Here is a 26,332-nt window from a genome sequence, read left to right on the forward strand (position 1 = left end):
GATCAAGGGAACCCGACTACGGCGAGGTGATCCGGGATGTCCACCACGACCGAACGCACCGGCGCGAACGGTGCCGTCGGCGCACTGGTCGGCGGCGCCGCGGGGCTGGCCGTGCTGGCCGGTCTGTACTTGATCATCGGCCCGTGGCTGGCGCGGTTCGGCGGCGTGGCCGAGCTCGCGATCAGCAACACGGTGGCCGGTCTGGCGATCATCGTGCTCGCCGCGGTGCGAGCGCGCACCACGCGCCCGCAGGCCCTCACGTGGGTCCTGCCGGTGCTCGGCGTCTGGGCCGCGGTGTCACCGCTGGTCCTGCGCTACGGCGACGAGACCGCGCCGTCGGCGGGCGCGCTGGCGGGCAACATCATCGCCGGCGCCGTCGTGCTGCTGGCCGGCATCGCGCTGTGCCTGCGCCGACCCGCTACCCGGGCTCGCTGAGCAACCCGCGCCAGCGCGGCGCGGACTTCGGCCCGTGCACGACCTCCGCGGCGAGCACGGGCCGCACCCAGCGCGCGTCGGGGTGGTCCGGCACGGCGGCGAACGGCGGCCGCGGTTGTTCCAGTTCCGCGAGCGCCGCGGCGAGCGAGCCGAGTTCCTCCTGGGAGAAGCCGACTCCGACGCTGCCCGCGTAGCGCAGGCCGGCGCCGTCGGGCACGGCCAGCAGCAGTGACCCGAACGTTCCGGCCCGTCGGCCGCCGCCCGGGCGCCAGCCCGCGATGAGCACCCGGCGCACGTCCGGGGACGCCACGAACAGCCAGTCCGTGTTCGCCCGGCCCGGCCGATACGGGCTGCTCCGGCGTTTCGCGAGCAGGCCGGGCAGGTCGTGGTCGCGGCTCGCGCGCGCGACCGCGCCCCCGTCGCCGAGGTGAGTCGGCGGCACGTGCCAGTGGTCGCCGGCGAGGCCCAGGTCGTCGAGCAGTGCGCGACGTTCGACGTAGGGCAGGTCGAGCCGAGAGCGGCCGTCGAGGTGCAGCACGTCGGAGACTAGGTAGAACGCGGGATGCCGGTCCCCGAGCCGGCGCGCCGTTTCGGGGTCGGCCTCCGCACGGCGGCGCAGCCCTTCCGGGTCCGGCCGGCCCGCGGCGAACACCACGATCTGCCCGTCCAGCAACGCTTCCGTGGACCCCAGCTGAGCGGCCAGACCGCGCAGCTCCGGGTAGCGCGCCGTCACCTCGGCGCCGGTCTCGTCGACGGCCGTCACGCGAGCGCCGCCGGCGCGCACGAGCGTGCGACGCCCCGGCCATGCGAACTCGTACGCCCAGTCGTGGTCCTCGGTGGTGGAAGGCATGCGTCCCGGCCGGGCGGGCATCGGCGCGAGGAACCGCGGCGTGTCCTCGTGACCGGGCTCGGCGGGGTCGAGACGGCGCAGCCGCCAGCCGTCCGCCCCGGCACCGCCGCGGTCGAGCTCGTAGCGGCCTCGCAGCCGTTCGCCGTGCAGCACGAACTCGATGCGGTGCTCGTGCCAGTGCACGGTTTCGTAGCGGCCTCGGTCCCACATCTCGACCGTCCCGGCGCCGTACTCGCCGGCCGGGATCTCGCCTTCGAAGTCCGCGTAGGCCACCGGCTGGTCGTCGATGCGGATGGCGAGGCGCCCGCGGCCGGGGGAGCGGGGCAGGCCACGGGGGACGGTCCACGACGTGAGCACCCCGCCGCGTTCGAGGCGGAAATCCCAGTGCAGCTGCGACGCGCGGTGTTCCTGGACCACGAACACGCCACTGTTTTCGACGGGGTGTGGCTCGACAGGGTGCTGGTCGACTGGGTGTTCGAGGACCGGTTCGGAAGCCTGGCCGAGTGCGCGTCGGCGCCGGCGTTCGGCGAGTTCGTCCGCCATCGCAGGAGTGGCACCCCCGTCCCCTCGGGTGCGCCCACCTTAGCGCCCGCTCACGCCAGCACGCGCTCCAGCCACGCCTGCCAGGCCTTGCCTTCCTGCTCGACGTCGGCGTCGCCGGCGAACAGGTGGTGCCCGATCGCGATCGGCATCCCCAGGCCCGACCGCTCGTGGAAACGGTAGAGCGCGTCCGGGGTGCGGATGCCCGCGTAGTGCGGGGTCGTGTAGTCGAGGACCCCTTCGACAGGCCCGACGCCGTCGACCGTGAACCGCACCGGCTGCCCGGTCCGGGGTGGTTCGAGCAGACCCAGTGCCCGAACAACCTTCACCCAGGCTTCGGGCGAAGCCGACGATTCCGGCCCACTGGCGATCACGAACCGCGCGCGGCGGCCGGGGAGGAACTGCAGGAGCTGGCCGAGCGTGTGGAGGTACATGTCCCAGCCGCGGCTGAAGCCCTCGTGGTACTCCTCGCCCCAGTCCTGTGCGGTGAAGCCGTGGTGGATGAAGCGCAGCACCGACGTGCCCCCGTCGGCCGCCTCCACGAGGAACTCGAACGCGTCGAAGCTGCCGTCGGGAGCCGGTGTGGCGCGGTAGGCGAAGCGCCGTGGCGGCTCCCACGTGGTGATTTCGGCTTCGCTGGTGAACTCCCCCATCGCGAAGCGGATGCGCCGGGCCTGCGCGTCGACCTCGTGCTTGCCCATGAACCACGAGTCGATGCCCGGCCCCGTGGCCACGGCGTCCCACACGGCCTCCGGGGACGCGGGCAGACGGACCTGCTTGGTTACGTCGAACTCGTGGGTCATGACCGGTTCCTCCTCACCTCACGGGAGGCCCACCGTGTCATTGACAAGAATAGTTGTCAAGGGCGAGCGACGTTCACCGGGAGGTGCGAGACTGCCGGGGAACCGAGGGAAAGGACCGTTCATGGCGACCGTGGCCGACCAGCTGGTCGACGTACTCGTGCAGTCCGGCGTGCGCCGCATCTACGGAGTGGTGGGGGACAGCCTCAACCCCGTGGTCGACGCCGTGCGCCGCACCGGCGGCTCGGCCCGCGGCGGGATCGACTGGGTGTACGTGCGCAACGAAGAGGCCGGCGCGTTCGCCGCGGCCGCCGAGGCGCAGCTGACCGGAGAGCTCGCAGTGTGCGCGGGCAGCGCCGGTCCGGGCAACTTGCACCTGCTGCAAGGGATCTACGACGCCCACCGCTCCGGCGCGCCGGTGCTCGCGCTCGCGTCGCACATCCCGTCGACGCAGATCGGCACCGGCTTCTTCCAGGAGACGCACCCGCAGCAGCTGTTCGCGGAGTGCTCGCACTACTGCGAGCTGGTGAGCAGCCCCGAGCAGATGCCGCGGCTCGCGCGGATCGCGGTGCAGAACGCCGTGGGCCGGCGGGGCGCGGCCGTGCTGGTGCTGCCCGGCGACATCGCGGCCGAGCACACCGCGAACCCGACCGGCGTGTCCGCGCCGCTGGGCACTCCGCCGGCGATCGTGCCCGCCGCGGCCGACGTCGAGCGGCTCGTGGAGCGGATCAACCGCGCCGAGAAGGTGATGATCATGGCCGGCGCGGGCTGCCGCGACGCCCACGACGACCTCATGGCACTCGCCGACACGATCGGCGCGCCCGTCGGGCATTCCCTGCGGGGCAAGGAGTTCGTGCAGTACGACAACCCGTTCGACGTCGGCATGAGCGGGTTGCTCGGCTACGGCTCCTGCTACGACGCGATGCACGAGGCCGACCTCGTGCTGCTGCTCGGCACCGACTTTCCGTACGACACGTTCCTGCCGCAGCGCAACACCGTGCAGGTGGACATCGACGCCGCCCGCGTCGGCCGTCGCTCGGTACTGGAGTTCGGGGTGCTGGGCGACGTCGGCGCCACGATCCGCGCCGCCCTGCCGCAGCTTCGGAGGCGGGAGGACCGCTCGTTCCTGCACAGCATGCTGCACAAGCACGAACGCAGCCTGCAGCGCGTGGTCGACGCGTACACCAGCGACGTCGCGCAACGCGTGCCGCTGCACCCGGAGTACGTCGCCGACCTCCTCGACGAGGAGGCGGCCGACGACGCGGTGTTCACCGTGGACACCGGCATGGGCAACGTGTGGGCGGCCCGCTACGTCACGCCCAACGGCCGGCGCCGGCTGATCGGCTCGTTCGTGCACGGCAGCATGGCCAACGCCCTGCCGCACGCGATCGGCGCGCAGGCGGCCGCGCCCGGGCGCCAGGTCGTCGCGATGTGCGGCGACGGTGGGCTGGCGATGCTGCTGGGGGAGCTGCTCACGCTGAAGACCCACGCGCTGCCGGTGAAAGCCGTGGTGTTCAACAACTCCTCGCTCGGCATGGTGAAGCTCGAGATGCTGGTGGACGGCCTGCCCGAGTTCGAGACCGACCACGAGTCGGTCGACTTCGCCGCCATCGCCCGCGCGGCCGGCCTGCACTCGCGCCGCGTCGAGAAGCCGGCCGACGTGCGCGAGGCCATCCGCGAGATCCTCGACCACGATGGGCCGGCGGTGCTCGACGTCGTCACCGATCCCAACGCGCTCTCGATCCCGCCGAACGTCACCGCCGCCCAGGTGCGCGGCTTCGCGCTCGCCGCGAGCCGCACCGTCCTCGGTGGCGGCGTCGGCAAGATGCTGCAGCTGGCGAAGTCCAACCTGCGCAACGTGCCGCGGCCGTGAACCGGGTTCCCTGAACCGGGTCCGGGGCGGCACCGCCGGTGAAAACCTGCGGCACCGCCCCGGATCACGTCCGGCGGCTCAGTCCGTCTCGGCCATCGCCTCGGCGAACTGCGCCGCGTACAGGCGGGAGTACGCGCCGCCCGCGTGCAGCAGGGTTTCGTGGTCGCCCTGCTCCACGATGCGGCCTGACTCCATCACCAGGATCACGTCGGCGTCGCGGATCGTGGACAGGCGGTGGGCGATCACGAAGCTCGTGCGGCCCTCGCGCAGTGAGTTCATTGCGCGCTGGATGAGCACCTCCGTGCGCGTGTCCACGGAGCTGGTCGCCTCGTCGAGGATGAGGATGGCCGGTTTCGCGAGGAACGCCCGCGCCACCGTGATCAGCTGCTTCTCGCCGGCGCTGACCGTGCCGCCCTCGTCGTCGATCACCGTGGCGTAGCCGTCGGGCAGCGTGCGCACGAAGCGGTCCACATACGTCGCCGTGGCCGCTGCCACGACCTCGTCGTGGGTCACGTCGTCGGCGCCGTAGGCGATGTTCTCCTCGATGGTGCCGCCGAACAGCCACGCGTCCTGAAGCACCATGCCGGTCTTGTCGCGCAGCTCCTCACGGTCCATCTTCGCGATGTCCACGCCGTCGAGCGTGATGCGCCCGCTGTCGATCTCGTAGAACCGCATCAGCAGGTTGACCAGCGTGGTCTTGCCGGCGCCGGTGGGGCCGACGATCGCGACCGTCTGGCCCGGCTCCACCGTGAGCGAGAGGTCCTCGATCAGCGGCGTGTCCTCGAGGTAGCGGAAGGACACGTCGTGGAACTCGACCTTGCCGTGGACCACGGCCGGGCGCTGCGGGTCCGCCGGCTCGGGCTCCTGCTCCTTCGCGTCGAGCAGCGCGAACACCCGCTCGGCCGAGGCGACACCCGACTGCAGCAGGTTCGCCATGCTCGCGATCTGCGTCACCGGCTGGCTGAACTGGCGCGAGTACTGGATGAACGCCTGCACGTCGCCCAGCGTCAGGCTGCCCGAGGCCACACGCAGCGCGCCGATCACGGCCACCAGCACGTAGTTCAGGTTGCCGATGAACATCATCGCCGGCTGGATCGTGCCGGAGATGAACTGCGCCCGGAAGCTCGCGTTGTACAGCGTGTCGTTCTGCTCGCGGAACATCGCTTCGGCCTCGTCGCGGCGGCCGAAGACCTTCACCAGCGAGTGACCGGTGTACATCTCCTCGATGTGCGCGTTGAGCTTCCCCGTCGTGGCCCACTGCTTGATGAACTGCGGCTGCGCGCGCTTGCCGATCTTGGCCGCGATGAACACCGACGCGGGCACGGTCAGCAGCGCGATGATCGCGAGCAGCGGCGAGATCAGGAACATCATCACCAGCACGCCGATCACCGTCAGCACCGAAGTGACGATCTGCGAGAGCGTCTGCTGCAGCGACTGCGCGAGGTTGTCGATGTCGTTGGTGACGCGGCTGAGCACCTCGCCGCGCGGCTGGCGGTCGAAGTAGCGCAGCGGCAGCCGCGCCAGCTTCTCCTCCACCTCGCGGCGTAGCGCGTACACTGCGCCCTGCACGAGGCTCGTCGTCAGGCGCGCCTGGATCAGGCCGAAGAACGACGCGATCACGTACAGCGCCAGCACGATCAGCAGCACCTGGCCCACGGCCGTGAAGTCGATGCCCTGGCCCGGCACGATGTCGGCCCGCGCGAAGATGTCCGCGAGCGTGGTGTTGCCCTGCGCCCGCAGGCCGGCGACCACCGCGTCCTTCGTGACGCCGGCGGGCAGGCCCTTGCCGATCACACCCGCGAAGATCAGGTCGGTGGCGCGCGCGAGGATCTTCGGCCCGATCACCGTCAGCGCGACGCTCACCGTGCCGAGCACCAGCACTCCGACCAACGCCGCGCGCTGCGGCCGCAGCAGGCGCAGGAGCCGGGCCAGCGACCCCTTGAAGTCCATCGCCTTCTCCGGCGGCATGCCGCCGGCCATGAACCGCCCCGGCCCCGCGGCCGGCGCGACGTTCTTGTTGCGCGCCGCCGTCGGCCGTTCGCCGACCTCCGTCGCGACGGCTCCCGTGGTGCCCTCTTCCTCGCTCACGCCGCCTCCTGTGTCATGCGGGGCACCCGCACCCGGTCGGCGTCGTGAGTAAGCGTCCGCCATTGTGTACTCACGCCGCCTCCTGCTCGGTCAGCTGCGAAAGCACGATCTCGCGATACGTTTCGTTGCCGTCCATCAGTTCGTGGTGGGTTCCGGAGCCGACGACGCGCCCGTCGTCGAGGACGATGATGCGATCGGCGCCCCGGATGGTGCTCACGCGCTGCGCGACGATGACGACCGTCGCCTCGCGGGTCTCGTCGGTCAGCGCACGGCGCAGCGCCGCGTCGGTCGCGTAGTCCAGTGCGCTGAACGAGTCGTCGAACAGGTAGATCTCCGGTTTGTGCACCAGCATCCGCGCGATGGCGAGCCGCTGGCGCTGCCCGCCCGAGACGTTCGTGCCGCCCTGGGCGATCGGGGAGTCGAGCCCTTCGGGCATCTTCCGCACGAAGTCCTTGCCCTGCGCCACTTCCAGCGCGTGCCAGAGCTCCTCGTCGGTCGCGTCCGGGTTGCCGTAACGCAGGTTGCTCGCCACCGTGCCCGCGAACAGGTACGGCTTCTGTGGCACCATCCCGACGGCCGAGGCGAGCACGGCCGGGTCGAGCTCGCGCACGTCGACGCCGTCCACGCGGACGGTGCCGGCGGTGGCGTCCATGAGCCGGGGGATCAGGTTGAGCAGCGTGGTCTTGCCGCTGCCGGTGCTGCCGATCACGGCGGTGGTCTCACCGGGGCGCGCGCTCAGCGAGATGTCGCGCAGCACCGCCTTCTCCGCGCCGGGGTAACAGAACTCGACCCCGGTCAGCTCCAGCACGCCGTGCACGCGGCCGAGGGAGACCGGCTTCAGCGGCGGGCGGACACTCGACTCGGTGTCGAGGACCTCGGAGATGCGCTCGGCGCTCACCTCGGCGCGCGGCACCATCATGAACATGAACGTGGCCATCATGACCGACATGAGGATCTGCAGCAGGTAGGCCAGGAACGCGGTGAGCGCGCCGATCTGCATCGAGCCGCTCTCGATGCGGTGCCCGCCGAACCACAGCACGGCGACGCTCGAGACGTTGACCACCAGCATCACGGTGGGGAACATCAGCGCCATCAGCCGGCCGACCCGCAGCGACACGGTGAACAGCTCGTCGTTGGCCTGGCCGAAGCGTTCGCGCTCGCGCTTGTCGCGCACGAACGCGCGGATCACGCGGATGCCCATGATCTGCTCGCGCATCACCTGGTTGATCTTGTCGATGCGCGCCTGCATGAGCCGGAACGCCGGGCGCATGCGGGCGATGATCAGGCCGACGGCGACGCCCAGCACCGGCACGATCACCAGCAGCAGGGACGAGAGCGGCACGTCCTGGTTCAACGCCAGGACGATGCCGCCGACGCACATGATCGGCGCCGACACCATCAGCGTCAGCGTCATCAGCACGAGCATCTGGACCTGCTGCACGTCGTTGGTGGTGCGGGTGATGAGAGAGGGCGTGCCGAACTGGCCGACCTCGCGGGCGGAGAAGTCCTGGACCCGGTGGAACACCGAGCCGCGCACGTCGCGGCCCAGTGACATGGCGGTGCGCGCGCCGAAGTAGACGGCGCCGATCGAGCCGGCGATCTGCACCAGCGTGACCAGCAGCATCACGCCGCCGATCCGCATGATGTAGCCGGTGTCGCCCTTCACGAGCCCGTTGTCGACGATGTCGGCGTTGAGCGTCGGCAGGTACAGCGCCGCGAGCGTCTGTATCAACTGCAGGACGACGACCAGCCAGATGGTCGTCTTGTAGGGGCGCAGATGACTGCGCAACAGGCGGATCAGCACGGGTCGGTTCTCCCCCAGGGTGGTGTTCTGTGGTGATGTGTCTGTTTTGGACGGTTCGGGTGGTTCATGGTGCGGTGGCGCGCGCCGCGGCCGCGGTCAGGGTGGGCATGCCCGCGGATGCCTCCCGCAGCAGGTCCACGAACGTGGGCAGGAACTCCGCGTCCGGCCCGGAGGTCAGCCACGTGTGGAACGCGATGCGGGAAGCGCCTTGTACGATCCCCGCGAGCATCCTCGCGTGCAACGGATTTGCGGTGCTGCCCGCCCGTTCGGTGACCGCTTCGGCCAGCACGCGCTCAACGGTGGCGTGCGCGCGCAGCATTTCCGCGAACAGCCCGGCGTTGTGCATCATCTCGCGCATGCGGCGCACGTCCTCACGCCGGGGCGCGCCGTCGCGCGAGGCCTGGTCCACCGCCGCGTTGATCACGGCCTCCCACAGCGGTTCGTGGGCCGGCCGGGCCCGCAGCGCCTCCCGCACGCGCTCCTGCTGCGCGACGATGAACGAGCAGACCGCCTCCTCCTTGCTGGAGAAGTAGTTGTTGAACGTGCGCGGCGACACGCCGACCTCGCTCGCGATGTCCTCGACCCGCAGCTGGTCCAGGCCGCGCTCGAGCGCGAGTCGCAGCGCCGCGGCACCGAGTGCCTGCCGGGCCGCCAGCTTCTTGCGTTCGCGCAGCCCGAGCACAGGCGCCGCGGGTTCGGAGGTCATGCGGACCAGCGTAGCAAAAGTGCGGGGCACGCAATAATCTGCGTGCCCCGCACTTTTGCGTGATGCGGGTCCTTGGGGAGTCGCTACCCCGGGTGACCGGCTCCGACGGGTCGTCGCAGGTCAGGCTGGGCCGGTCGGGAGCCGCGCCGACCGGCGGGACTGTCGGGATCGGACGATCCGGGCTACGGTTGTTACCGAGCGTGAGTGGAGCACCGGCGGACGGCGGAGGAGCGCGCATGCGGTCGATGTGGAAGGGCTCGGTCTCGTTCGGGCTGGTCAGCATCCCGATCCAGCTGTACGCGGCCACGGAGAACAAGAACGTCTCGCTGCGCCAGGTGCACGAGTCCGACGGCGGCCGCATCCAGTACAAGCGTTTCTGCACGGTCGACGGGCAGGAAGTGCCCTACGCCGAGATCGCCAAGGGCTACGAGCTGCCCGACGGCGAGATGGTCGTGATCACCGACGCCGACCTGGCCGACCTGCCGCTGGCCACGCAGCGCACGATCGACGTGCTGGAGTTCGTGCCGCTCGAGTCGATCGACCCGATCCAGTTCGACAAGACCTACTACCTCGAGCCGCAGAAGAACGCCGTCAAGCCGTACGTGGTGCTGCGCGACGCGCTGCACAAGGCCAGCCACGTGGCGATCGCCAAGGTCGCCGTGCGCCAGCGCGAGAGCCTGGCGCTGCTGCGCGTGGTGTCCGATGTGCTCGTGATGACCACGATGCTCTGGCCCGACGAGGTGCGCACGCCCGATTTCCCGTTCCTGCGCGAGGATCCGCCCCAGGTGCGCCCGCAGGAGCTGACCATGGCCGGCTCGCTGATCGATTCGCTGTCGGAACCGGTGTTCGAGTCCGAAAAGTACACCGACGGCTACCGCGAGGCGCTCGAATCCGTGATCGAGGCCAAGGTCTCGGGCAACGAGACGACGAAAACCGGTGCGGTGGGGGCGAAAGCCGACGTGGTCGACCTCATGGCGGCGCTGGAGGCGAGCGTCTCCGAAGCCCGCAAGTCGCGCTCCGCGGCGCCGGCCAAGAGCACCTCGTCGCGCTCGCGCAAGGCGGCGCCGGACGAGGAGAAGCCGGCCAAGAAGGCCGCCCCGCGGACTCGTCGGCCGAAGAGCGCCTGAACGAGCTTTTCCCGCCGAGCCGCGGAAATCCCCGCCGGTCCGAGATCACCGGACCGGGTGCGGCGACACGCCGTCCGTATGTCAGACTCTGGCGCTCACCGGTGGTACCAAGAAGCTGTCCGGTCTGGTACGAGCCGGGTTCGAGAGCAAGAGAACACGAGAGCGGAAGGCGGCCTGAGCATGGAGTGCGCGTTCTGCACCAGCGGGATCGACCACTGTCACGGCACCCTGGTGGTTCACCCGGACGGCGGGTTCGCCGAGTGCACGGACGAGAGCTGCGCGGACCTCGATCGCGTCCGCCACGCCCTGATCATCGACTGCCACACCGTCGACGCGGAGTGCTCCTGCACGCTCGCCGTCGAGGTGGAGGCGGAGCTTCGGCAAGCTTCCTGAGCCCTCCCGCGGCCCAGTGACCGTGAAGGCCTCGTTCCCCGGAACCCCGGGGAACGAGGCCTTCACGCTTTCCGCCGAGGGTTTCCCCTCCGCCCCCGATCCTTACCCAATCGTGTATGCAGCTGTGTACACCGGCTTGGCGATGTGCTAACACTAACGAGGTCCTTCGGCTCTCCCTCCCCCTCGGAGCCGGAGGACCCCTTATTTCCGGCCTCCGGTCTCCGCCGGGGCGGCCCGGGGCTCAGTAGCGGTAGTGCTCCAGCTTGAACGGGCCGGCCGCGTCCACGCCGAGGTACTCCGCCTGCTCCTTCGTGAGCTTCGTCAGCTTCACGCCGAGTGCGTCGAGGTGCAGCCGCGCCACCTTCTCGTCGAGCAGCTTCGGCAGGCGGTGCACGCCCACCGGGTACTCGCCGGGTTTGGTGAACAGCTCGATCTGCGCGATCGCCTGGTTCGCGAACGAGTTCGACATCACGAACGACGGGTGCCCGGTGGCGTTGCCGAGGTTCATTAGCCGGCCCTCGGACAGCACGATGATCGAGTGCGCCGGGCGCCCGTCGGCCGCGGGGAAGGCCCACTCGTGCACCTGCGGCTTGATCTCCAGCTTGCGGATGCCGGGCACCTTGGCGAGGCCGGCCATGTCGATCTCGTTGTCGAAGTGGCCGACGTTCGCGACGATCGCGTTGTGCTTCATCCGGGCCATCTGCGCGGCGGAGATGATGCCGAAGTTGCCGGTGGTGGTGAGGAAGATGTCGCCGCGCTCCACGACGTCGTCCAGCTCGACCACGTCGAGGCCCTCCATCGCCGCCTGCAGCGCGCAGATCGGGTCGATCTCCGTGACCACCACGCGCGCGCCCTGGCCGCGCAGCGCCTCGACGGCGCCCTTGCCGACATCGCCGTAACCGCAGACGACCGCGAGCTTGCCGCCGATCATCACGTCGGTGGCGCGGTTGAGGCCGTCGACCATCGAGTGGCGGATGCCGTACTTGTTGTCGAACTTGGACTTCGTCACCGAGTCGTTCACGTTCATCGCCGGGAACAGCAGCGTGCCCTCGGTTGCCAGCTTGTAGAGCCGTTTGACACCGTTGGTGGTCTCCTCGGTCACGCCGCGGACCTCGCCCGCGATGCGCGTAAATCGCTTCGGGTCGGCGGCGAGGCTCTCGGTGAGCGTGCGCAGGACGATCGCGTACTCCTCGGCGTCGGCGTCCGTGGCGGCCGGCACGGCGCCCGCGGCCTCGAACTCGACTCCCTTGTGGACGAGCAGTGTCGCGTCGCCACCGTCGTCCAGGATCATGTTGGGGCCCTGCCCGTCGGCGAACCGGAAGAGCCGGTCGGTGCACCACCAGTACTCGTCGAGCGTCTCGCCCTTCCACGCGAACACCGGGGTGCCCTCGGGCCGTTCGGCGGTCCCGTTCGGACCGACGACGACGGCGGCCGCGGCCTCGTCCTGGGTGGAGAAGATGTTGCAGGATACCCAGCGCACGTCGGCGCCGAGCGCTACGAGGGTCTCGATCAGCACGGCGGTCTGCACGGTCATGTGCAGCGAGCCGGCGATGCGGGCGCCCTTCAGCGGCTGCGCGCCGGCGAACTCGCGCCGGATGGACATCAGGCCGGGCATCTCGTGCTCGGCCAGGCGCAGCTGCGTCCGCCCGGCCTCGGCGAGCGCCAGGTCGGCCACCGCGAACTCGAGTCCGCCGACGTTCTGAAGTTTCGGGCTCATTGAGGTTCTGCTCCCATTCGGTGTGGTTTCTGTTTCAGGGCACGGGGAATCGCGGCACCACCGCATTCGGCAGCACCGGGCTCACCCGGCAGGGTTCAGGAGGCGCGGGGGCCGTCCACCGGCTTTTCCTTCGGTGGCAACACCTGTGCCGGCGACGTCCGGGTCGGCGACGTCCGGGTCGACAACAGCTGGGACGACAAAAAAGGCACCTCCTTCGCAGGAGGCGCCCTTGTCCGGAACTCGCGGGCCGAGCGTGGCGGAAACCTCGCGGCTTCCGTCGCAGCGCCTCTCGGCCCGGAGTGCGCCCTGACGGCGCACGGTTCGTTCTACCGGTTTCCACCATGGCAAGGCCGGCCGGAGGCTGTCAAGCGCGCGGACCGGGCAGGTCGAGCTCGGTGTGGCGGGTGGCCAGGGTCTCGGCCAGCACGGCGAGCTTCACGTTGAGATCCTGTGACGTGCGGCGCAGGATGTCGAACGCCTCGTCGGCCGAGATGCCGCGCCGCTGCATCAGGATGCCCTTCGCCTGGCCGATCACGTCGCGCGAGTCGATGGCCTTGCGCAGGTGGGCCCGCTGGAGGTCCGCGGCCGTCACGGCATTGGTCGTCGCCAGCGCCAGCGATCCGTGGGTGGCCAGCAGCAGCGCGAGGTCGCGATCGGCGGGCGTGAGCGCGCCGGTCTCGCGCGCGTAGACGTTGAGCGCACCGGACAGCTGCGGCTCGCGGGCGTCGGGCAGCAACGCGATGGCGAGCATCGAGCCCATGCCGCGTTCGGCCGCGGCCGGCCCGAACTTCGGCCACTTGGGTTCGTGGGCGAGGTCCTGGCTCTCCGCGTGCGCAGGGCCGTCCGGGCGGGCCGCGTCGAGGCAGGGGCCCTCACCCGTGCGGTACTGCACCTGGTCGAGCTCGGCGGCGACCGCGTCGGTCTCGATGGGGGTGTAGAACAGCCCGTCGGGCGAGCGCAGCGTGATGCTGACGACGCTCGCCACCGGGATCACCCGGACCGCCGCCGTCACCAGCTGCTGCAGCACGCCCCCGACGGTCGTGACCTCCAGCAGCGACCGCGTGAGGTCCCGGAACCCGCCGCCCAGCCCGCCGAACCGGTCGTCGGAACCGGTCGCGGGGACGCTGTTTTCGGACATGCCTCACCTCACTCGTGTGCCGGGAGTGCCGATTACCCCGCCGACCGGCGCCGCCAAACGCGCACCTGCCGTCCGATCACGCGGGCGGGTGAGGGAACTCCGCGCGCACGCCGAGCAGGCGGACCGGCCGGCCGAGCGTGAACATCCCGAGCACCTCGCGCGCGGCGCGCCCGATTGCCGCGGCGTCCGACGTCGGTTCCGGCAGCGTGATGCTGTGGGTGTGAGTGTGGAACGGCGCGAAGCGCACCTTCACCGCGACGCGCGCCGCCGGGTGGCCTTCGGCCACGACGTCGCGGGCGACCCGCACGGCGAGGGCGTCGATTTCTTCCGCGATGCGCGCGGGATCGGTGAGATCCTGCTGGAACGTGGTCTCGCGGCTGCGGGAGCGCGCGACGTACGGGGTGGCGGTGACCTCGGCGTCGCCGATCCCGCCCGCCAGCACCCGGTACCACGGGCCGAGGCGCGGGCCGAAGCGCGCGGCGAGGTCGTCCGCGTCGGCGCCCGCCAGCTGCAGCACGGTGGTGAACCCCGCTGCGGCGAGCTTCTTGGCCGTCTTGCGCCCGATGCCCCACAGCGCGTCGGTGGGCAGCTCGGCCATCACGGCCCACCAGTTCTCCCGCGTGAGGCGGAAGATCCCGGCGGGTTTCGCGAACCCGGTGGCGAGCTTGGCGCGCAGCTTGTTGTCGCCGATGCCGACCGAGCACGAAAGCCCGGTCTCGTCCTCGACCGCGCGGCGGACCTCGGCCGCGAACGCCTCGGGGTCGTCGGTGCCCCCGTTCTCGGCAGTGATGTTCTCGGTGTCGAGGCCGAGGAACGCTTCGTCCCACCCGAGCACCTCGACCACCACCGGCAGCTCGCGCAGCCGCGCCATGACGCGGTCGGACACCTCCTGGTACGCGGGCGCGTCGGTGGCCAGGAACACCGCGTCGGGGCAGCGTTTGGCGGCCAGCCGCAGCGGCATGCCGGACTGCACGCCGAACTCGCGCGCCTCGTAGGACGCGGTGGCCACCACGGCGCGCTCGGCGGGGTCGCCGTTGCCGCCCACGACCACCGGCCGGCCGCGCAGCTCGGGCCGTCGCGCGATCTCGACCGCGGCGATGAACTGGTCGAGATCGACGTGCAGGACCCAGGCGGACACCGCACCAGTGTGCGGTGCGGACCCGGGCGAGCGCACGCCCGCCGCGCAGCTCGTCGCCCTAGCGTCAGGAGCGGCCGTGCCCGCGCACGATGTGCAGCGCCACCCCGCCGCCGGCGGCGAGCAGTGCGCACAGCGTGAAGGCGGGGCTCGTGGTGACGAGCCCGGTCACGAGGAACGCGACGGCCGAGACGTCGAAGAGCACCGCGAAGAGGGTGAGCAGGCGGCGGTTCGAAGCCGGCTTGCCCCGCGAGAGCGCCGCCGCCAGTTCCGGATCGCTCAACTCGAACCAGCGTTCGATCTTGTCCAGCTCGCTGCGTTCGTGGTGACTGAGCATGGAGGTCTCCTTCGGCGGCGCGCCTGCCGTCACGTCCGCCAGATACCCCCGGCCACCGTGATCGAATCGCCGATCCGGGCGCTCTCCGGCGGATTAACCCGGCCGCACCCATCCGTATAACGATCTATACGTCGAATCCTGGACCACCGTGTCGGTTTCCGCGTCCACTGTGGACGCTTGATCCGCCGGACGGGTGACTCCGGTGCTCACGCAGCGCAGCGCTTCTCGGTTCCCGTTGCCGCGCAACGGAACCGGCACCGAGGTCACGGCGCACAGGCCGGCTCGGGGCCGACACAGCCTTCACGGGACGATTTGTCGATCCCGACCTCGCAGTGGCTGGACGGGTCGACGTGGTTGCCCTCGACGTGGGCGCCGGTGGAGCCGATCGCGAGCCCGATCGCGTGGTCCGGACCGGCGGCGAAGGTGTTGCCGGTGATGGTGACGCCCTGGACGTCCTCGAACATCAGCGTCTGCGACGCCTCGAGGGTCTCGCAGTAGTTGTCCTGATCACGAAGTCGGTCGTGTGGCCCTTCCCGTCGCCCTCACCGTCGTTCGGGCCCTCGGCCATCAGGCACATGTTGTCGACCTTCTCGCAGCGGTTGTCCGATGCCGTCGCCGTCGCCGCCGTGGGGGTCGGTGATGGTGGTGTTCTGCAGGGTCACGTGGTTCCCGTCGAGCTCGACGCCGGGCGCGGACGGCTTGGTGAGGGTGAAGCCGTCCACCACCACCCAGTCGGTTTCGACGTCGATGCCGGAGACCTGCCGTCCGGCGCCGGAGTGCACCCTGGGGTGCTCCGGCGTGCCGCCCTCGGTGATCTTCAGCCGGCCCGCGGCGGGCAACGCGGCGGCCGAGGCGGGTGCGCACACACCCGCCAGGACGACGGCGAGCGCGGCCAGCCGGACGAGTGTCGTGCCCTTCATCGGGTTGCCTCCGGTTCGTGAGAGTGTTCGTTCGGGACCGGACCGTAGGCGGGCGGCGGGGGAGTGGTCCCGATCCGGGCCGCTTCCTGCCACCGGACGTGATGCAGTATCGTTACTGGGAGTTACCTCACAGAGGTCCGACCACGCCGAGGGGAGCGTCGGTGCAGGGTGGCCAGCTGATCGCGCAGCGCTATCGACTGCTCGAGCGGATCGGCACCGGGGGCATGGGCGTGGTCTGGCGTGCGCACGACGAGCAGCTCGACCGCGAGGTGGCGCTCAAGCAGGCCCGGCTCTCCGATGCGGTCAGCGGCCGCACCCTGCGTCGCGAAGCCCGGCTCGCCGCCGGCGTGCAGCACCCGAACGTGGTGACCTTCTTCGACGTCGTCGCTGAGGGCGACGAGCTGTGGCTCGTGATGGAGTACGTGCGCTCGCGCAGCCTGGCCGAGGTCCTCGCCGCCGAGGGCAGCCTGCCCGTGCGCACGGTCGCCGAGATCGGCGTGCAGGTCGCGGGCGCGCTCGCCGCGGTGCACGAGGGCGGCGTGGCCCACCGCGACGTGAAGCCCGGCAACGTCCTGATCACCGACGACGGCCGCGCCAAGCTCACCGACTTCGGCATCTCGCGCTCGGTCCGCACGGACGAGACGGTCACCGACTCCCCGCACATCGGCGGCACCCCCGGTTACCTGGCACCGGAGGTCGCGCAGGGGCACCCGCCCACCGCTGCGTCCGACGTTTTCTCCTTGGGCGCCACTCTGTTCTCCGCCGTCGAGGGCACTCCGCCCTTCGGCGGCGGCAACGAGTACGCGACGATCCGGCGCGCGGCCGAGGGCGCGGTCCCGCCGGCGCGCAAGGCCGGTGATCTCGAGCCCGTGCTCGCCGCGCTGCTGCGGACGGCTCCCGAAGACCGGCCCACCGCGGCCGCCGCGCACGACCTGCTGGCCGGCAGCGTGGGCGGGCTGCCTCCCGCGCCGCCGCTGCGCCGCCGTCCCGACGGTCGCCGGCGGCGATTCGTGATTGCGGGCGCGGTCGCCGCCGTCGTGGTGCTCGCCGGGGTGGCCCTGATCCTGCTGCCGGACAGCGGCAAGCCGCGGACCCCGGCCGCGGCTTCGAAGGTGCCCGCTGCTCCGGCGAAGCTCGGCATCGGCCAGGACCCGCGCTCGGCCGATCCGTGCGGGCTCGTCGACTCGGTGCCGCTGCGCCCGTTCGGCGATCCCGAGGTCGATCCCGACTACGGCAACTTCGACCGCTGCGACGTGATCCTCAAGCGGGCCGACGATCTGCAGGCCGACGTGAAGGTCGAGCTGGAGGACCGGCCGTCCGACGGCGCCGCGCCGGAGGGGCAGCGCTCGCGCTCCGGCCCGTTCGACGTGTTCGGCGACCCCGCGCAGGACGGCGCCTGCGTGCGCCTGATCCAGCTGCAGGACAAGTACCTCGTGCGTGTGACCGTCTCCGACGACGACGGTGACAACCTCGACACGTGCCGGCCCGCCGACGTCGCGGTCACGTCGGCGACGAAGGTGCTCGCCGTCGCCGGAGTGCCGGCACGGACCTCGCCGGTCCCGGCCGGATCCCTGTCCAAGGTGGACGCGTGTTCGCTGCTGAGCCCCGCCTCGCTCGGCAGCACCGCGGGCCTCGCGGCGTCGGTGCGGATGGTGCCGGGCTACGGGAACTGGACCTGTGACTGGGACAGCTCGGCGTCGGACCGCGCGGTCACGGTGATCTTCGACCGCGACCAGCCGCCGGACAGCGACTCGGGCCAGCTCACCAAGGTTTCCGGCCAAGACGCGTACCTCGCGACCGACGACTTCGCCGCCAACACGTGCCAGGCGCTGCTGGTGTACCGGAACTACACCGACGCACACGGGGAGGCCGCGGTGGAGCAGATCAAGGTGGTGGTCCACGGCGGCCCGCCGTCGCAGGACCTCTGCGCCCCGGCCGCGTCGCTGGCCGGCGATGTCGTCGCGAAGCTGCCGCAGGCATGACCGCGCTGCGATCCGGCGGGCAGGCCGAGTCCCTCGGCGCCGACCACGGCAGCCTCGCCTACGGGGTGCCGCCCGCGGCCCCGGGCACGATCTTCGCGCTGGCCGTGACCGGCGGTGTGCGCATGCCGCCCCGCGACGGCCGGGAAGTCCTCTTCGGACGCAACCGCGAGGACGTCCACGTGTGCGTGGGGGAGGACGACCGGAAAGTCAGCCGCAAACAGGGTTTCCTCGTGCGCCGGCGCGACGCGTGGTGGATGCACAACACCGGGCGGCTGCCGATCCGCCTGCCCGGCTCGCGCCTGTTGTTCCCCGAAGAGGAGCCCGTGCCGCTCGCGGAGGGCTACACGGCGGTGTTCGTGCGTGGTTCGGCCGACCGCGAGCACCTGCTGGAGCTGTACGTGTCGGGTGCGGACGGACGCCGGCCGGAGTCGCGGGCGCAGGATGTGACCGAGCCGCCGCGCATGTGGCGGCTGAGTCCCGAAGAGCGGCTCGTGCTCGTCTCGCTGGCGCAGCGTTATCTGCTGCAACAGCCGTACCCGCAGCCGATGGCGTGGCGGCAGGTCGCCGAGCAGCTCGCGGAGCTGGCGCCCGGCAGCCGCTGGACGCCCAAGCGGGTGGAGCACCTCGTGGTCGCCGTGCGGGCGCGGCTGGCGCGCGCCGGCGTCGCGGGCCTCACGCGCGAAGAGGTCGGTGAGCCGGTGGGCAACTCCCTCAACGACAACCTCGTGAAGGAGCTCCTGCTGTCCACTTCGCTGGTGCCGCCGGACCTCGCGTTGCTCGAACCACCCGACGAAACCGCTCCGGGAGGGGTCCCGGCGCCGCCCGGTTAGCCTCGCGGCGCGCGTTGGGGCAGGCTTCGCGCCGGGAGCGGGTGGGGGACGTCGTGACGACGGGTGAGGGGATGCGGGCACTGCCCGCCGGGCATCCGAGCCTGGCGCGGGGCTTCGCGTCACCGCCCGGCACGCTGGCCGTGCTCGGGTTCGCCGGGGGAGTGCTGGTGCCGCCCTCGGTGCCGGGCCCGGTGACGTTCGGGCGCAATACCGCGGAGGTCTCGGTGCCGGTCGGGGAGGACGACCGGCGGGTGAGCCGCCGCCACGGCGTGCTGGAGCACCACCGCGACCGCTGGTGGGTGCGGGCGACGGGCAAGGTCCCGTTGCGGCTGCCCGAATCGCGGCTGCTGTTCACCGGCGCGGCGCCGGTCGCGCTGCCCGCGGGGTACCTGCCGTTGTTCGTGCACGGCTCGCGCGGGCGGGAGCACGTGCTGGAGGTGCACGTCGCCGACGGCAGGCCCGACGTGCCACCGGCGCCGGACGGATCGCTCGACGCGCGAGAACGGCTGGCGCTCACCGTGGTCGGCCAGGGCTTCCTGCGCTGGGAGGCGCGACCGCGGCCGGTGCCGCCGGAACGGGCGGCGGCTCAGCTTGCGATGCTGGACCCCGGCGGCGACTGGACGCCGCTGGGCGTGCGAGCCGCGCTCGACGGCGTGCGGGCCCGGTTCCACTCGGCGAGCGGCGACGGCCTGTTGTTCGGCGCGCTGCTCGCCGCGGCCGTGCTCGTGCCGCCGGACCTGGCCTTGCTGACCGCCGAACCCGTGCCGCAACCGCGCGTGCCCGACTGGACACAGAGGACAGTCGGCTCCTAGCTCGGGGTGCCGAGCGTCACACCGCGGTCCGCTGCGGCCGGTCGGCGCCGCGCAGCCGGGACTCCAGGGTGTCGAGCACGGTGCTGAACGCGCCGAACTGCTCGGTCGTCAGCGCGTCGACGAGCAGCTCACCGACGAGCGCGGCGTGTCCGGCGGCCGCCTCGCGAAGCTGTGACCAGCCGAGATCGGTCAGGAACGCGATCACGCCGCGGTCGTCGGACTCGCACGAGCGGCGCCCGACGAGCCCCGTCTTCTCGAGCTGGCCGACCTGGTAGCTCAGCCCGCTCTTGGACGTGAGCGCCGCGCCGGCCAGCTCCGTCATGCGCAGGGCGCCGCCGGCGGCGGCGAGGCGCGCCAGAACTTCGTACTGTGGGTGCGAAAGCCCCGCGTCGTCGCGAAGCTGCTGTTCGACGCGACGGTTGAGCTGTGCGCTCACCGCCAGGAAGGCCTGCCAGGTCTTCAGCTGGCGATCCGTGAGCCATCGGGGGTCGGCCATGCACCCATGGTAACGCAGGTTGTTCGAATTTGAACCATGTTGTAGGGTCGATCAAGTCGTGGTTCGAATTTGAACCACCTGGGAGAACGGAGCAGCCGATGGCGACGGTGGCGGAGGTGCGTACGCGGGTGCGGATCCCGCTGCGGCTGGGCGACGACCTCGCCGTCGACGCGGAGGCCGTGACGTTCCACGGGCTCGCCGACGGGCTTGAGCACCTCGCGTTCGTGCTCGGCGAGCCGGGCCCGGTGCCGCTCGTGCGCATGCACTCCGAGTGCCTGACCGGCGACGTCTTCGGCTCGGCCCGCTGCGACTGCGGCCCACAGCTACGCGAGTCGGTCGCCCGGATCTCCGAGGCCGGCGGCTACCTGCTCTACCTGCGCCAGGAAGGCCGCGGCATCGGCCTGTACAACAAGCTCGACGCCTACGCACTGCAGGACGGCGGGCTCGACACCTACGAGGCCAACGCCGCGCTCGGCCTGCCCGAGGACGCGCGCGACTACACCGCCGCCGCGCAGATGCTCACCGCGCTCGGCGTGCGCCGACTCGACCTGCTGTCGAACAACCCCGACAAGGCCGCGCAGCTGACCGCCCACGGTCTCGACGTGCGCGACCGCGTGCGCACGGGGGTGTTCGCGACGGAGACCAACGTCCGGTACCTGCGGGCGAAGGTCGAGCACACCGGCCACAGCCTCGTGCTGCCCGCCGGGTTCGGCCACGCCGGCCTCGCCAGCTGAATCATCCACATCGGACCGTCGCGCGGCTCAGGGTGCCGATTCCCGCACCACCAGCTCGGTCGGCAGCACGGTCATGCCGTCGAGCGGCGTGTCTCCGGTCAGCTTACCGAGCAGGCGGCGAGCCGCGGTTTCCCCGAGGGCGCGCAGCGGCCGGCGCACGGTCGTGAGCGGCGGCTGCGTGAACACCGCGAGCGGCAGGTCGCCGAACCCGGCCACGACGACGTCCTCAGGCACGGTGCGGCCGGCTTCGCGCAGTCCGGTGAGGACACCGGCGGCCACCACGTCGTCACAGGCGAACACGGCGTCGAACGCGAGGCCCGAGGCGACGAGCTGCCGCACGGCCGAGCGGCCGCCACCCGCGGTGGAAACCGTCTCGGTGACGGCGTCCCCGGTGAGCGATGAACCGGCTTCTTCGAGTACGGACCGGAATCCGGCGAGCCGGGCGGCCGCGTCTTCGCCGGGGCCCGTCACCACGGCGACGCGGCGCCGGCCGCGCGCGAGGAAGTGCCGGGCCACCGCGGCGGCTCCCGCGGCGTCGTCGCCGGTCACGGAAGGGAACACGGAGCGTGCCCCGTCGACCACCACCACAGGCAGGTCGGAGTCGCGCAGCGCGTCGTTGTCCGTGACGGCGGGTGGCGGGTCGAGCAGCAGCAGCCCGTCGAACGCGTGCGCCCGCACCTGGTGGGTGAAGCGCGCCAGCGAGTCCGCGCCCCGGGCGGCGGTGCTCAGGAGCAGGCCGTGGTCACTCTCCTCGACGACGTCGGCCACTCCCTGCAACACCTCACCGACGCCCGCCGGCGAGAGCCCCGGGACGAGTACGCCGACCAGCCGGGTCCGGCCCTTCGCCAGGCCGACGGCCCCGGCGCTCGGGATGTAGCCCGTCGCGGCGATGACTTCGCGCACGCGCACGGCGGTGGCGGCGTCCACGTCGGACTTGTTGTTGAGCACCCGGGACACGGTGGTCTTGCTCACCCGCGCACGGCGGGCGACCTCCGCGATCGTGACGCGCATCGGTCCTCCAAGGGAATCCGAGCACCGGGCGGGTTGCCTTGTCCTCAACGTACTCGCCTGTCCGACGGTCGCCGGGCGTCCGTTCGGCGGTGTTCGTTCAACCGGACGTGACTTGTATAACAACCTATACGGCAGCGCGGGAGCGCGTGTTCTGATGGCGGGCGTGATCATCGACGCGGGCGAGTTCGTCCTCCTGCTGCTCGCCGGAGCGGGCGCCGGGCTCGTCGGCGCCACCGCCGGACTGGCCTCGCTCGTGTCGTACCCCGCGCTGCTCGCGGCGGGGATGCCGCCGGTGGTCGCGAACATGACCAACACCGTCGCGATGCTCGGCACCACCGCGGGCGCGGCCGCCGGCGCGCGGCCCGAGCTGAAGGGACAGTGGCGCCGCCTGCTGCCGCTGTGCCTCATCACCACGGCCGGCGGCGGTTGCGGCGGGCTCGTGCTGCTGCTGACGCCGTCGGGCGCGTTCACCGCGGTGGTCCCGTGGCTGATCGGCGGCGCGTCGGTGCTCCTGTTGGCGGGTCCGTGGTTGCGCCGGTTGGCGGAAGGCACGGAGCGCCACGGCATCGGCCCGGTCACCGGCGTGGCGGCGTTCCTCGTGGGCGTCTACGGCGGCTACTTCGGTGCCGCGGCCGGCGTGCTGATGCTCGCGCTGCTCACCACTGTGTGGACACAGCCGCTGGCCCGCACGAACGCGGCGAAGAACATCGCCACGGGCACGGCGAACCTGATCGCCGCGGCCGTCTTCGCGTTCACCGGCCGGGTGCTCTGGCCCGCGGCGCTCGCCGTGTGCCTGGGTTCGGTAGCGGGTTCGTGGCTCGGTTCGATCCTCGTGCGGTACCTGCCCGCGGCCCCGCTGCGGATCGCGATCGCGATCGGCGGGCTCGTGCTCGCGGTGGTACTCGCGCGGGAGGCCTACGCCGGCTGATCGCAGCGGATTCGTTGCCGGGTCAGGCTGACGCGCGGGCACCCCAGGGGGCATGATCGGCGGGGTACCCGAGCAGGAGGCCAGATGAGCATTGTCGGCACCCGCGTGGTGCGCGTCGAGGACGAGAAGCTGATCACCTCGGGCGGAACGTACGTCGACGACTTGCGGGAGGCGGCGCTCACCGGCGCGGTCCACGCGGTCTTCGTGCGCAGCCCGATCGCCCACGCGCGCATCTCCGGCATCGACACCGAAGAGGCGAAGCAGGCACCGGGAGTCGTCGGCGTTTTCACGGCGGCGGACCTCGACCTCGCGCCTCTCCCCACCGGACCCGTCACCGAACCGTTCCTCGCCACGGACGTCGTGCGTTACGTCGGCGAACCCGTCGCGCTGGTGCTCACCGAAGAGCGCTACCAGCTGGCCGACGCGGCGGAGCTGGTCGACGTGGACTACGACCCGCTGGACGCGGTGGCGAGCATCGACGCCGCGCTGTCCGGCGAAACCGAGCTGTTCCCCGGTGGCGGTGTCACCGGCAACGTCATGCAGGTGAACGGCGCCGAGGAGTTCGACGACGCGGCGTTCGCGGACTGCGACGCCGTGGTCACGCAGACGATCCTCAACCCACGAGTGGCCCCGGCGTCGCTCGAAGTGCGCGGCGGTTCGGCCGCGTGGGGCGAGGACGGGCGGCTGACGCTGTGGCTGTCCACGCAGAACGCCCAGATCGCCCGGACCACCGTGGCGGGTGCGCTGGGGCTCGACGAGGACCGGGTGCGCGTGATCGCGCCGGACGTCGGTGGCGGCTTCGGCGCCAAGATCGGCGCCGACCCCGAGGCGAGCCTGCTCGGCTGGGCCGCGCGTGCCGTCGGGCGGCCGGTGCGGTGGACCGAGTCGCGCAGCGAGAACCTCACGGCGATGACCCACGGCCGGGCGCAGCAGAACACCGTGACCATCGGTGGGAAGCGCGACGGGACGGTGCTCGCGTACCGGATCGACGTCGTGCAGGACAGCGGCGCCTACCCGCGCGCGATGTTCCTGCCCACGCTGACCGAGATGATGGCGCCCGGTGTGTACCGCTTCCCGGTGGTGCAGACGCGCAGCCGCTGCGTGGTCACCAACACCACGCCCATCGCGGCCTACCGCGGCGCGGGCCGGCCCGAGGCGACGGCCGCGGTCGAGCGCGCGATGGACCTGTTCGCCGCGGAGATCGGGATGGATCCCGCCGAGGTGCGGCGGGTCAACTTCATCCGCCCGGAGGAGTTCCCGTACACCACGCCGACCGGCGGGGACTACGACACGGGCGAGTACGCGGCGGCGCTGGACAAGGCGCTCGAGGCCGCGGGCTACGCCGAACTGCGCGCGGAGCAGGAGCTGCGCCGCGCCGCGGGCGACCCGGTGGCGCTGGGCCTCGGTATCGCGGCCTACGTCGAGATCACCGGCGGCGATGCGAACGGCGAGAGCGGCCGCGTCGACATCCACGAAGACGGTTCGGTCACTGCGTACACGGGCAGCTCGCCGCACGGCCAGGGGCTCGCGACGTCGCTGGCGATGCTGCTGTCCGACCAGCTCGGCGTGCCGCTGGCGAAGATCACCGTGAAGCACGGCGACACCGACGAGGTCCCGCGCGCGGTCGGCACCTTCGGCTCGCGGTCGTTGCAGCTGGGCGGCTCGGCGATCCGGCAGGCGGCCGACGAGGTGATCGCCCAGGCTCGCGAGCTCGCGGCCGACCTGCTCGAGGCCGCGCCGGAGGATCTGGAGCTCGACACCGAACGCGGGGTCTGGCAGGTGCGCGGCGCCCCGTCGAGTACCACGCTCGACTGGGCGCGGATCGTGTCCTCGGCCGAGCGCACGGCGCTGTCGGCCGATGTGTGGTTCGGCGACGGCAAGCCGACGTTCCCGTTCGGCGCGCACCTCGCCGTGGTCGAGGTCGACACGGAGACGGGCAAGGTCGAGGTGCGGCGGCTGGTCGCGGTCGACGACGCCGGGCCGGTGGTGAACCCGCTGACCTTCCGCGGCCAGCGCCACGGCGGGCTCGGCCAGGGCATTGCCCAGGCGCTGCTGGAGGTCGTGAACTACGACGAAGACGGCAACCCGACCACGGCCACGCTCGCGGACTACTCGTTTGTGACCGCGACCGAGCTGCCCGACTTCGAGCTCGTGGACATGGCGACGCCCACGACACGGAACCTGCTGGGGGTCAAGGGGATCGGCGAGGCCGCGACGATCGGGTCGACGCCGGCGGTGCACAACGCGGTGGTCGACGCGCTCGCCCACCTCGGCGTGCGGCACCTGGACATGCCGACCACCCCGATGCGGGTCTGGGCGGCCCTGAACGACGTGAGGAAGGCGAACTGACGTGCGGGTCTCCATCGAGGTGAACGGCCGGACCACGGCCGGCGAGGTGCCGGACCGGACGTTGCTGGTGCACTACCTGCGCGACACCGTCGGGCTCACCGGCACGAACATCGGCTGCGACACCACGTCGTGCGGCGCCTGCACGGTCCTGTTCGACGGTGAGTCGGTGAAGTCGTGCACGGTGCTGGCCGCGCAGGCCGACGGCCACGAAGTGACCACAGTGGAGGGTCTGGCCGGCGACGACGGCGAGCTGCACCCCGTGCAGCGCGCTTTCCGCGAGCAGCACGGGCTCCAGTGCGGGTTCTGCACGCCGGGGATGATGATGGCGTCGGTGTCGCTGCTGAAGGAGAACCCGCGGCCGTCGCGGCGCGAGGTCCGGGAAGCGCTCGAAGGGAACCTGTGCCGCTGCACGGGTTACCACAACATCGTGAGCGCCGTGGTCGAGGCTTCGGGTGCGGAGGTGGACCGGTGATTCCCGCCGAGTTCTCCTACCGCCGCGCGTCCACTGTGGACGAGGCACTCGCACTGCTGGCCGAGCACGGCGAGGACGCGAAGCTGCTCGCCGGCGGGCATTCGCTGCTGCCGCTGATGAAACTGCGGTTCGCCGCGCCCGAGATCGTCGTGGACATCGCGCCGCTCGACGAGCTGAAGTTCGTGCGGCTCGATGGGGACGAGGTGGTGATCGGCGCGCTGTCGCGCTACCACGACCTCGAAGGCGATCCGGTGCTCGCCGAGCACGCGCCGCTCGTCGCGCACGCGTCCGGTGCCGTCGGCGATCCGCAGGTGCGCCACCGCGGCACGCTCGGCGGTTCGCTCGTGCACGCCGACTCGGCCGCCGACCTGCCCGCGGTGATCCTCGCGTCCGACGGCGTGCTCGTCGCGCGCGGCCCGGCGGGGAGCGGCGCATCCCGGCCGCGGAGTTCTTCCTGGGCCCGTTCACCACACCGCTGGAACCGGACGAGCTGCTGACCGAGATCCGCCTGCCCAGCCAGGCCGGGCTCGGCTGGGGCTTCGAGAAGTTCACGCGCCGCGCCATCGACTGGGCGATCGTGGGTGTCGCGGTGGTGGGCAAGTCCGTGGGGCTGATCAACCTCGGCGGCACCCCGCTGCGGGCCGCGGCGACGGAGAAAGCCTTGGCGGAGGGCGCTTCGGCCGACGAGGCCGCGGCGCTCGCCGCCGAGGACACCTCGCCGCCCGACGAGCCCCATGCGTCGGCGGAGTACCGCCGGCACCTGGCGCGCGTGCTGACGCGACGGGCGCTGCTGGCGGCGGGCATCGCCTGAACCAGCCGGCCGGTGGGGAACGGGCGTGATCGTGACGTCCGTTT

24 protein-coding genes and 1 pseudogene are annotated in these 26,332 nt (G+C 71.6%); 12 read left to right on the forward strand and 13 right to left on the reverse strand.

Going from position 1 to position 26,332, the window contains the following annotated elements:
- The first annotated feature begins 36 nt into the window (after nt 1–36).
- A complete protein-coding gene (locus QRX50_RS30145) occupies nt 37–435 on the forward strand; it encodes an SPW repeat protein (RefSeq protein WP_285966498.1) in 399 nt (132 codons plus the stop codon).
- Here the strand turns inward: QRX50_RS30145 and QRX50_RS30150 are convergent.
- Together QRX50_RS30150 and QRX50_RS30155 are read right to left on the reverse strand one after the other, a co-directional pair.
- Nucleotides 419–1,828 (reverse strand): DNA polymerase ligase N-terminal domain-containing protein, encoded by a 1,410-nt coding sequence (locus QRX50_RS30150; protein ID WP_285966499.1) that lies wholly within the window; start codon nt 1,826–1,828, stop codon nt 419–421. The two genes, QRX50_RS30145 and QRX50_RS30150, sit on opposite strands and share 17 nt — an antisense overlap.
- Before the next feature lie 50 nt (nt 1,829–1,878).
- Nucleotides 1,879–2,628, reverse strand: a complete 750-nt coding sequence (locus QRX50_RS30155) for an SRPBCC family protein (protein WP_285966500.1) — start codon at nt 2,626–2,628, stop codon at nt 1,879–1,881.
- A 121-nt stretch (nt 2,629–2,749) separates the two neighbouring features.
- Here QRX50_RS30155 and QRX50_RS30160 point away from each other — a divergent pair, with 121 nt between their 5' ends.
- Nucleotides 2,750–4,498, forward strand: coding sequence for a pyruvate dehydrogenase (locus QRX50_RS30160; protein ID WP_285966501.1), 1,749 nt, complete (start codon nt 2,750–2,752; stop codon nt 4,496–4,498).
- Between the two features lie 78 nt (nt 4,499–4,576).
- Here QRX50_RS30160 and QRX50_RS30165 read toward each other — a convergent pair whose 3' ends face one another.
- From QRX50_RS30165 to QRX50_RS30175, 3 genes are all read right to left on the reverse strand, one after another.
- Nucleotides 4,577–6,478, reverse strand: a complete 1,902-nt coding sequence (locus tag QRX50_RS30165) for an ABC transporter ATP-binding protein (RefSeq protein WP_434533367.1) — start codon at nt 6,476–6,478, stop codon at nt 4,577–4,579.
- Nucleotides 6,479–6,656: 178 nt separating this feature from the next.
- On the reverse strand, nt 6,657–8,390 hold the full coding sequence (locus QRX50_RS30170) for an ABC transporter ATP-binding protein (RefSeq protein ID WP_285966502.1): 1,734 nt from the start codon (nt 8,388–8,390) through the stop codon (nt 6,657–6,659).
- A 64-nt stretch (nt 8,391–8,454) separates the two neighbouring features.
- Nucleotides 8,455–9,096, reverse strand: a complete 642-nt coding sequence (locus QRX50_RS30175) for a TetR/AcrR family transcriptional regulator (protein WP_285966503.1) — start codon at nt 9,094–9,096, stop codon at nt 8,455–8,457.
- A gap of 236 nt (nt 9,097–9,332) precedes the next feature.
- On the opposite strand from QRX50_RS30175, the gene ku reads away from it, so the two are divergent.
- Both ku and QRX50_RS30185 read left to right on the forward strand, forming a co-directional pair.
- The gene (ku, locus tag QRX50_RS30180) at nt 9,333–10,223 is read left to right on the forward strand and encodes a non-homologous end joining protein Ku (protein ID WP_285966504.1); all 891 of its coding nucleotides are present in this window, start codon (nt 9,333–9,335) and stop codon (nt 10,221–10,223) included.
- Between the two features lie 180 nt (nt 10,224–10,403).
- A complete protein-coding gene (locus QRX50_RS30185) occupies nt 10,404–10,616 on the forward strand; it encodes a hypothetical protein (protein WP_285966505.1) in 213 nt (70 codons plus the stop codon).
- 241 nt (nt 10,617–10,857) lie between these two features.
- Here the strand turns inward: QRX50_RS30185 and ahcY are convergent, their stop codons facing one another.
- From ahcY to QRX50_RS30215, 6 genes are all read right to left on the reverse strand, one after another.
- Complete coding sequence (gene ahcY / locus QRX50_RS30190) at nt 10,858–12,333, reverse strand: adenosylhomocysteinase (RefSeq protein ID WP_285966506.1); 1,476 nt, start codon at nt 12,331–12,333, stop codon at nt 10,858–10,860.
- 364 nt (nt 12,334–12,697) lie between these two features.
- Nucleotides 12,698–13,471 carry a GAF and ANTAR domain-containing protein gene (locus QRX50_RS30195; protein WP_285966507.1) on the reverse strand — a complete coding sequence of 258 codons (774 nt, stop codon included), beginning with the start codon at nt 13,469–13,471 and terminating at the stop codon, nt 12,698–12,700.
- Between the two features lie 76 nt (nt 13,472–13,547).
- Nucleotides 13,548–14,609, reverse strand: coding sequence for a DNA polymerase IV (locus QRX50_RS30200; protein WP_285966508.1), 1,062 nt, complete (start codon nt 14,607–14,609; stop codon nt 13,548–13,550).
- Between the two features lie 64 nt (nt 14,610–14,673).
- Nucleotides 14,674–14,943, reverse strand: a complete 270-nt coding sequence (locus tag QRX50_RS30205) for a DUF3040 domain-containing protein (RefSeq protein WP_285966509.1) — start codon at nt 14,941–14,943, stop codon at nt 14,674–14,676.
- A gap of 263 nt (nt 14,944–15,206) precedes the next feature.
- The gene (locus tag QRX50_RS30210) at nt 15,207–15,407 is read right to left on the reverse strand and encodes a hypothetical protein (protein WP_285966510.1); all 201 of its coding nucleotides are present in this window, start codon (nt 15,405–15,407) and stop codon (nt 15,207–15,209) included.
- 78 nt (nt 15,408–15,485) lie between these two features.
- Nucleotides 15,486–15,863: a hypothetical protein gene (locus QRX50_RS30215; protein WP_285966511.1), complete on the reverse strand. Its 378-nt coding sequence runs from the start codon at nt 15,861–15,863 to the stop codon at nt 15,486–15,488.
- 161 nt (nt 15,864–16,024) lie between these two features.
- On the opposite strand from QRX50_RS30215, the gene QRX50_RS30220 reads away from it, so the two are divergent.
- The 3 genes from QRX50_RS30220 to QRX50_RS30230 are packed head-to-tail and all read left to right on the forward strand — an operon-like array spanning nt 16,025 to nt 19,487.
- The gene (locus QRX50_RS30220) at nt 16,025–17,845 is read left to right on the forward strand and encodes a serine/threonine-protein kinase (RefSeq protein WP_285966512.1); all 1,821 of its coding nucleotides are present in this window, start codon (nt 16,025–16,027) and stop codon (nt 17,843–17,845) included.
- Nucleotides 17,842–18,675: an FHA domain-containing protein gene (locus QRX50_RS30225; protein WP_285966513.1), complete on the forward strand. Its 834-nt coding sequence runs from the start codon at nt 17,842–17,844 to the stop codon at nt 18,673–18,675. The genes QRX50_RS30220 and QRX50_RS30225 overlap by 4 nt, the downstream gene beginning before the upstream one ends.
- Nucleotides 18,676–18,728: 53 nt before the next feature.
- Nucleotides 18,729–19,487 carry an FHA domain-containing protein gene (locus QRX50_RS30230; protein ID WP_285966514.1) on the forward strand — a complete coding sequence of 253 codons (759 nt, stop codon included), beginning with the start codon at nt 18,729–18,731 and terminating at the stop codon, nt 19,485–19,487.
- 16 nt (nt 19,488–19,503) lie between these two features.
- Here QRX50_RS30230 and QRX50_RS30235 read toward each other — a convergent pair whose 3' ends face one another.
- Nucleotides 19,504–19,983 carry a MarR family winged helix-turn-helix transcriptional regulator gene (locus tag QRX50_RS30235; protein WP_285966515.1) on the reverse strand — a complete coding sequence of 160 codons (480 nt, stop codon included), beginning with the start codon at nt 19,981–19,983 and terminating at the stop codon, nt 19,504–19,506.
- Nucleotides 19,984–20,081: 98 nt separating this feature from the next.
- Between QRX50_RS30235 and QRX50_RS30240 the strand changes: the two genes are divergently transcribed.
- Nucleotides 20,082–20,717 carry a GTP cyclohydrolase II gene (locus tag QRX50_RS30240; RefSeq protein ID WP_285966516.1) on the forward strand — a complete coding sequence of 212 codons (636 nt, stop codon included), beginning with the start codon at nt 20,082–20,084 and terminating at the stop codon, nt 20,715–20,717.
- A gap of 27 nt (nt 20,718–20,744) precedes the next feature.
- On the opposite strand, the gene QRX50_RS30245 is transcribed toward QRX50_RS30240, so the two are convergent.
- A complete protein-coding gene (locus tag QRX50_RS30245; RefSeq protein ID WP_285966517.1) occupies nt 20,745–21,728 on the reverse strand; it encodes a LacI family DNA-binding transcriptional regulator in 984 nt (327 codons plus the stop codon).
- A gap of 154 nt (nt 21,729–21,882) precedes the next feature.
- On the opposite strand from QRX50_RS30245, the gene QRX50_RS30250 reads away from it, so the two are divergent.
- From QRX50_RS30250 to QRX50_RS30265, 4 genes and pseudogenes are all read left to right on the forward strand, one after another.
- Entirely contained in the window at nt 21,883–22,656 is a 774-nt protein-coding gene (locus QRX50_RS30250; RefSeq protein ID WP_434533157.1) for a sulfite exporter TauE/SafE family protein, read from the forward strand.
- Nucleotides 22,657–22,740: 84 nt separating this feature from the next.
- The gene (locus QRX50_RS30255; RefSeq protein ID WP_285966518.1) at nt 22,741–25,005 is read left to right on the forward strand and encodes a xanthine dehydrogenase family protein molybdopterin-binding subunit; all 2,265 of its coding nucleotides are present in this window, start codon (nt 22,741–22,743) and stop codon (nt 25,003–25,005) included.
- 1 nt (nt 25,006) lies between these two features.
- Nucleotides 25,007–25,477, forward strand: coding sequence for a (2Fe-2S)-binding protein (locus QRX50_RS30260; protein ID WP_285966519.1), 471 nt, complete (start codon nt 25,007–25,009; stop codon nt 25,475–25,477).
- Nucleotides 25,474–26,288 (forward strand): annotated as a pseudogene (locus QRX50_RS30265) (FAD binding domain-containing protein). Before QRX50_RS30260 ends, QRX50_RS30265 begins: the two are co-directional and overlap by 4 nt.
- Nucleotides 26,289–26,332: the final 44 nt, after the last annotated feature.

It is taken from the genome of Amycolatopsis sp. 2-15 (genome assembly GCF_030285625.1).
GTDB classification, from domain to species: domain Bacteria; phylum Actinomycetota; class Actinomycetes; order Mycobacteriales; family Pseudonocardiaceae; genus Amycolatopsis; species Amycolatopsis carbonis.

Excerpts from the sequence above, each read along its gene's own strand:
- QRX50_RS30145 (WP_285966498.1), top strand. The coding sequence starts at position 37 with ATGTCCACCACGACCGAACGCACCGGCGCGAACGGTGCCGTCGGCGCA.
- QRX50_RS30150 (WP_285966499.1), bottom strand. The coding sequence starts at position 1,828 with ATGGCGGACGAACTCGCCGAACGCCGGCGCCGACGCGCACTCGGCCAG.
- QRX50_RS30155 (WP_285966500.1), bottom strand. The coding sequence starts at position 2,628 with ATGACCCACGAGTTCGACGTAACCAAGCAGGTCCGTCTGCCCGCGTCC.
- QRX50_RS30160 (WP_285966501.1), top strand. The coding sequence starts at position 2,750 with ATGGCGACCGTGGCCGACCAGCTGGTCGACGTACTCGTGCAGTCCGGC.
- QRX50_RS30165 (WP_434533367.1), bottom strand. The coding sequence starts at position 6,478 with ATGGCCGGCGGCATGCCGCCGGAGAAGGCGATGGACTTCAAGGGGTCG.
- QRX50_RS30175 (WP_285966503.1), bottom strand. The coding sequence starts at position 9,096 with ATGACCTCCGAACCCGCGGCGCCTGTGCTCGGGCTGCGCGAACGCAAG.
- ku (WP_285966504.1), top strand. The coding sequence starts at position 9,333 with ATGCGGTCGATGTGGAAGGGCTCGGTCTCGTTCGGGCTGGTCAGCATC.
- QRX50_RS30185 (WP_285966505.1), top strand. The coding sequence starts at position 10,404 with ATGGAGTGCGCGTTCTGCACCAGCGGGATCGACCACTGTCACGGCACC.
- ahcY (WP_285966506.1), bottom strand. The coding sequence starts at position 12,333 with ATGAGCCCGAAACTTCAGAACGTCGGCGGACTCGAGTTCGCGGTGGCC.
- QRX50_RS30195 (WP_285966507.1), bottom strand. The coding sequence starts at position 13,471 with ATGTCCGAAAACAGCGTCCCCGCGACCGGTTCCGACGACCGGTTCGGC.
- QRX50_RS30205 (WP_285966509.1), bottom strand. The coding sequence starts at position 14,943 with ATGCTCAGTCACCACGAACGCAGCGAGCTGGACAAGATCGAACGCTGG.
- QRX50_RS30210 (WP_285966510.1), bottom strand. The coding sequence starts at position 15,407 with ATGTTCGAGGACGTCCAGGGCGTCACCATCACCGGCAACACCTTCGCC.
- QRX50_RS30215 (WP_285966511.1), bottom strand. The coding sequence starts at position 15,863 with ATGAAGGGCACGACACTCGTCCGGCTGGCCGCGCTCGCCGTCGTCCTG.
- QRX50_RS30225 (WP_285966513.1), top strand. The coding sequence starts at position 17,842 with ATGACCGCGCTGCGATCCGGCGGGCAGGCCGAGTCCCTCGGCGCCGAC.
- QRX50_RS30235 (WP_285966515.1), bottom strand. The coding sequence starts at position 19,983 with ATGGCCGACCCCCGATGGCTCACGGATCGCCAGCTGAAGACCTGGCAG.
- QRX50_RS30240 (WP_285966516.1), top strand. The coding sequence starts at position 20,082 with ATGGCGACGGTGGCGGAGGTGCGTACGCGGGTGCGGATCCCGCTGCGG.
- QRX50_RS30245 (WP_285966517.1), bottom strand. The coding sequence starts at position 21,728 with ATGCGCGTCACGATCGCGGAGGTCGCCCGCCGTGCGCGGGTGAGCAAG.
- QRX50_RS30250 (WP_434533157.1), top strand. The coding sequence starts at position 21,883 with ATGGCGGGCGTGATCATCGACGCGGGCGAGTTCGTCCTCCTGCTGCTC.
- QRX50_RS30255 (WP_285966518.1), top strand. The coding sequence starts at position 22,741 with ATGAGCATTGTCGGCACCCGCGTGGTGCGCGTCGAGGACGAGAAGCTG.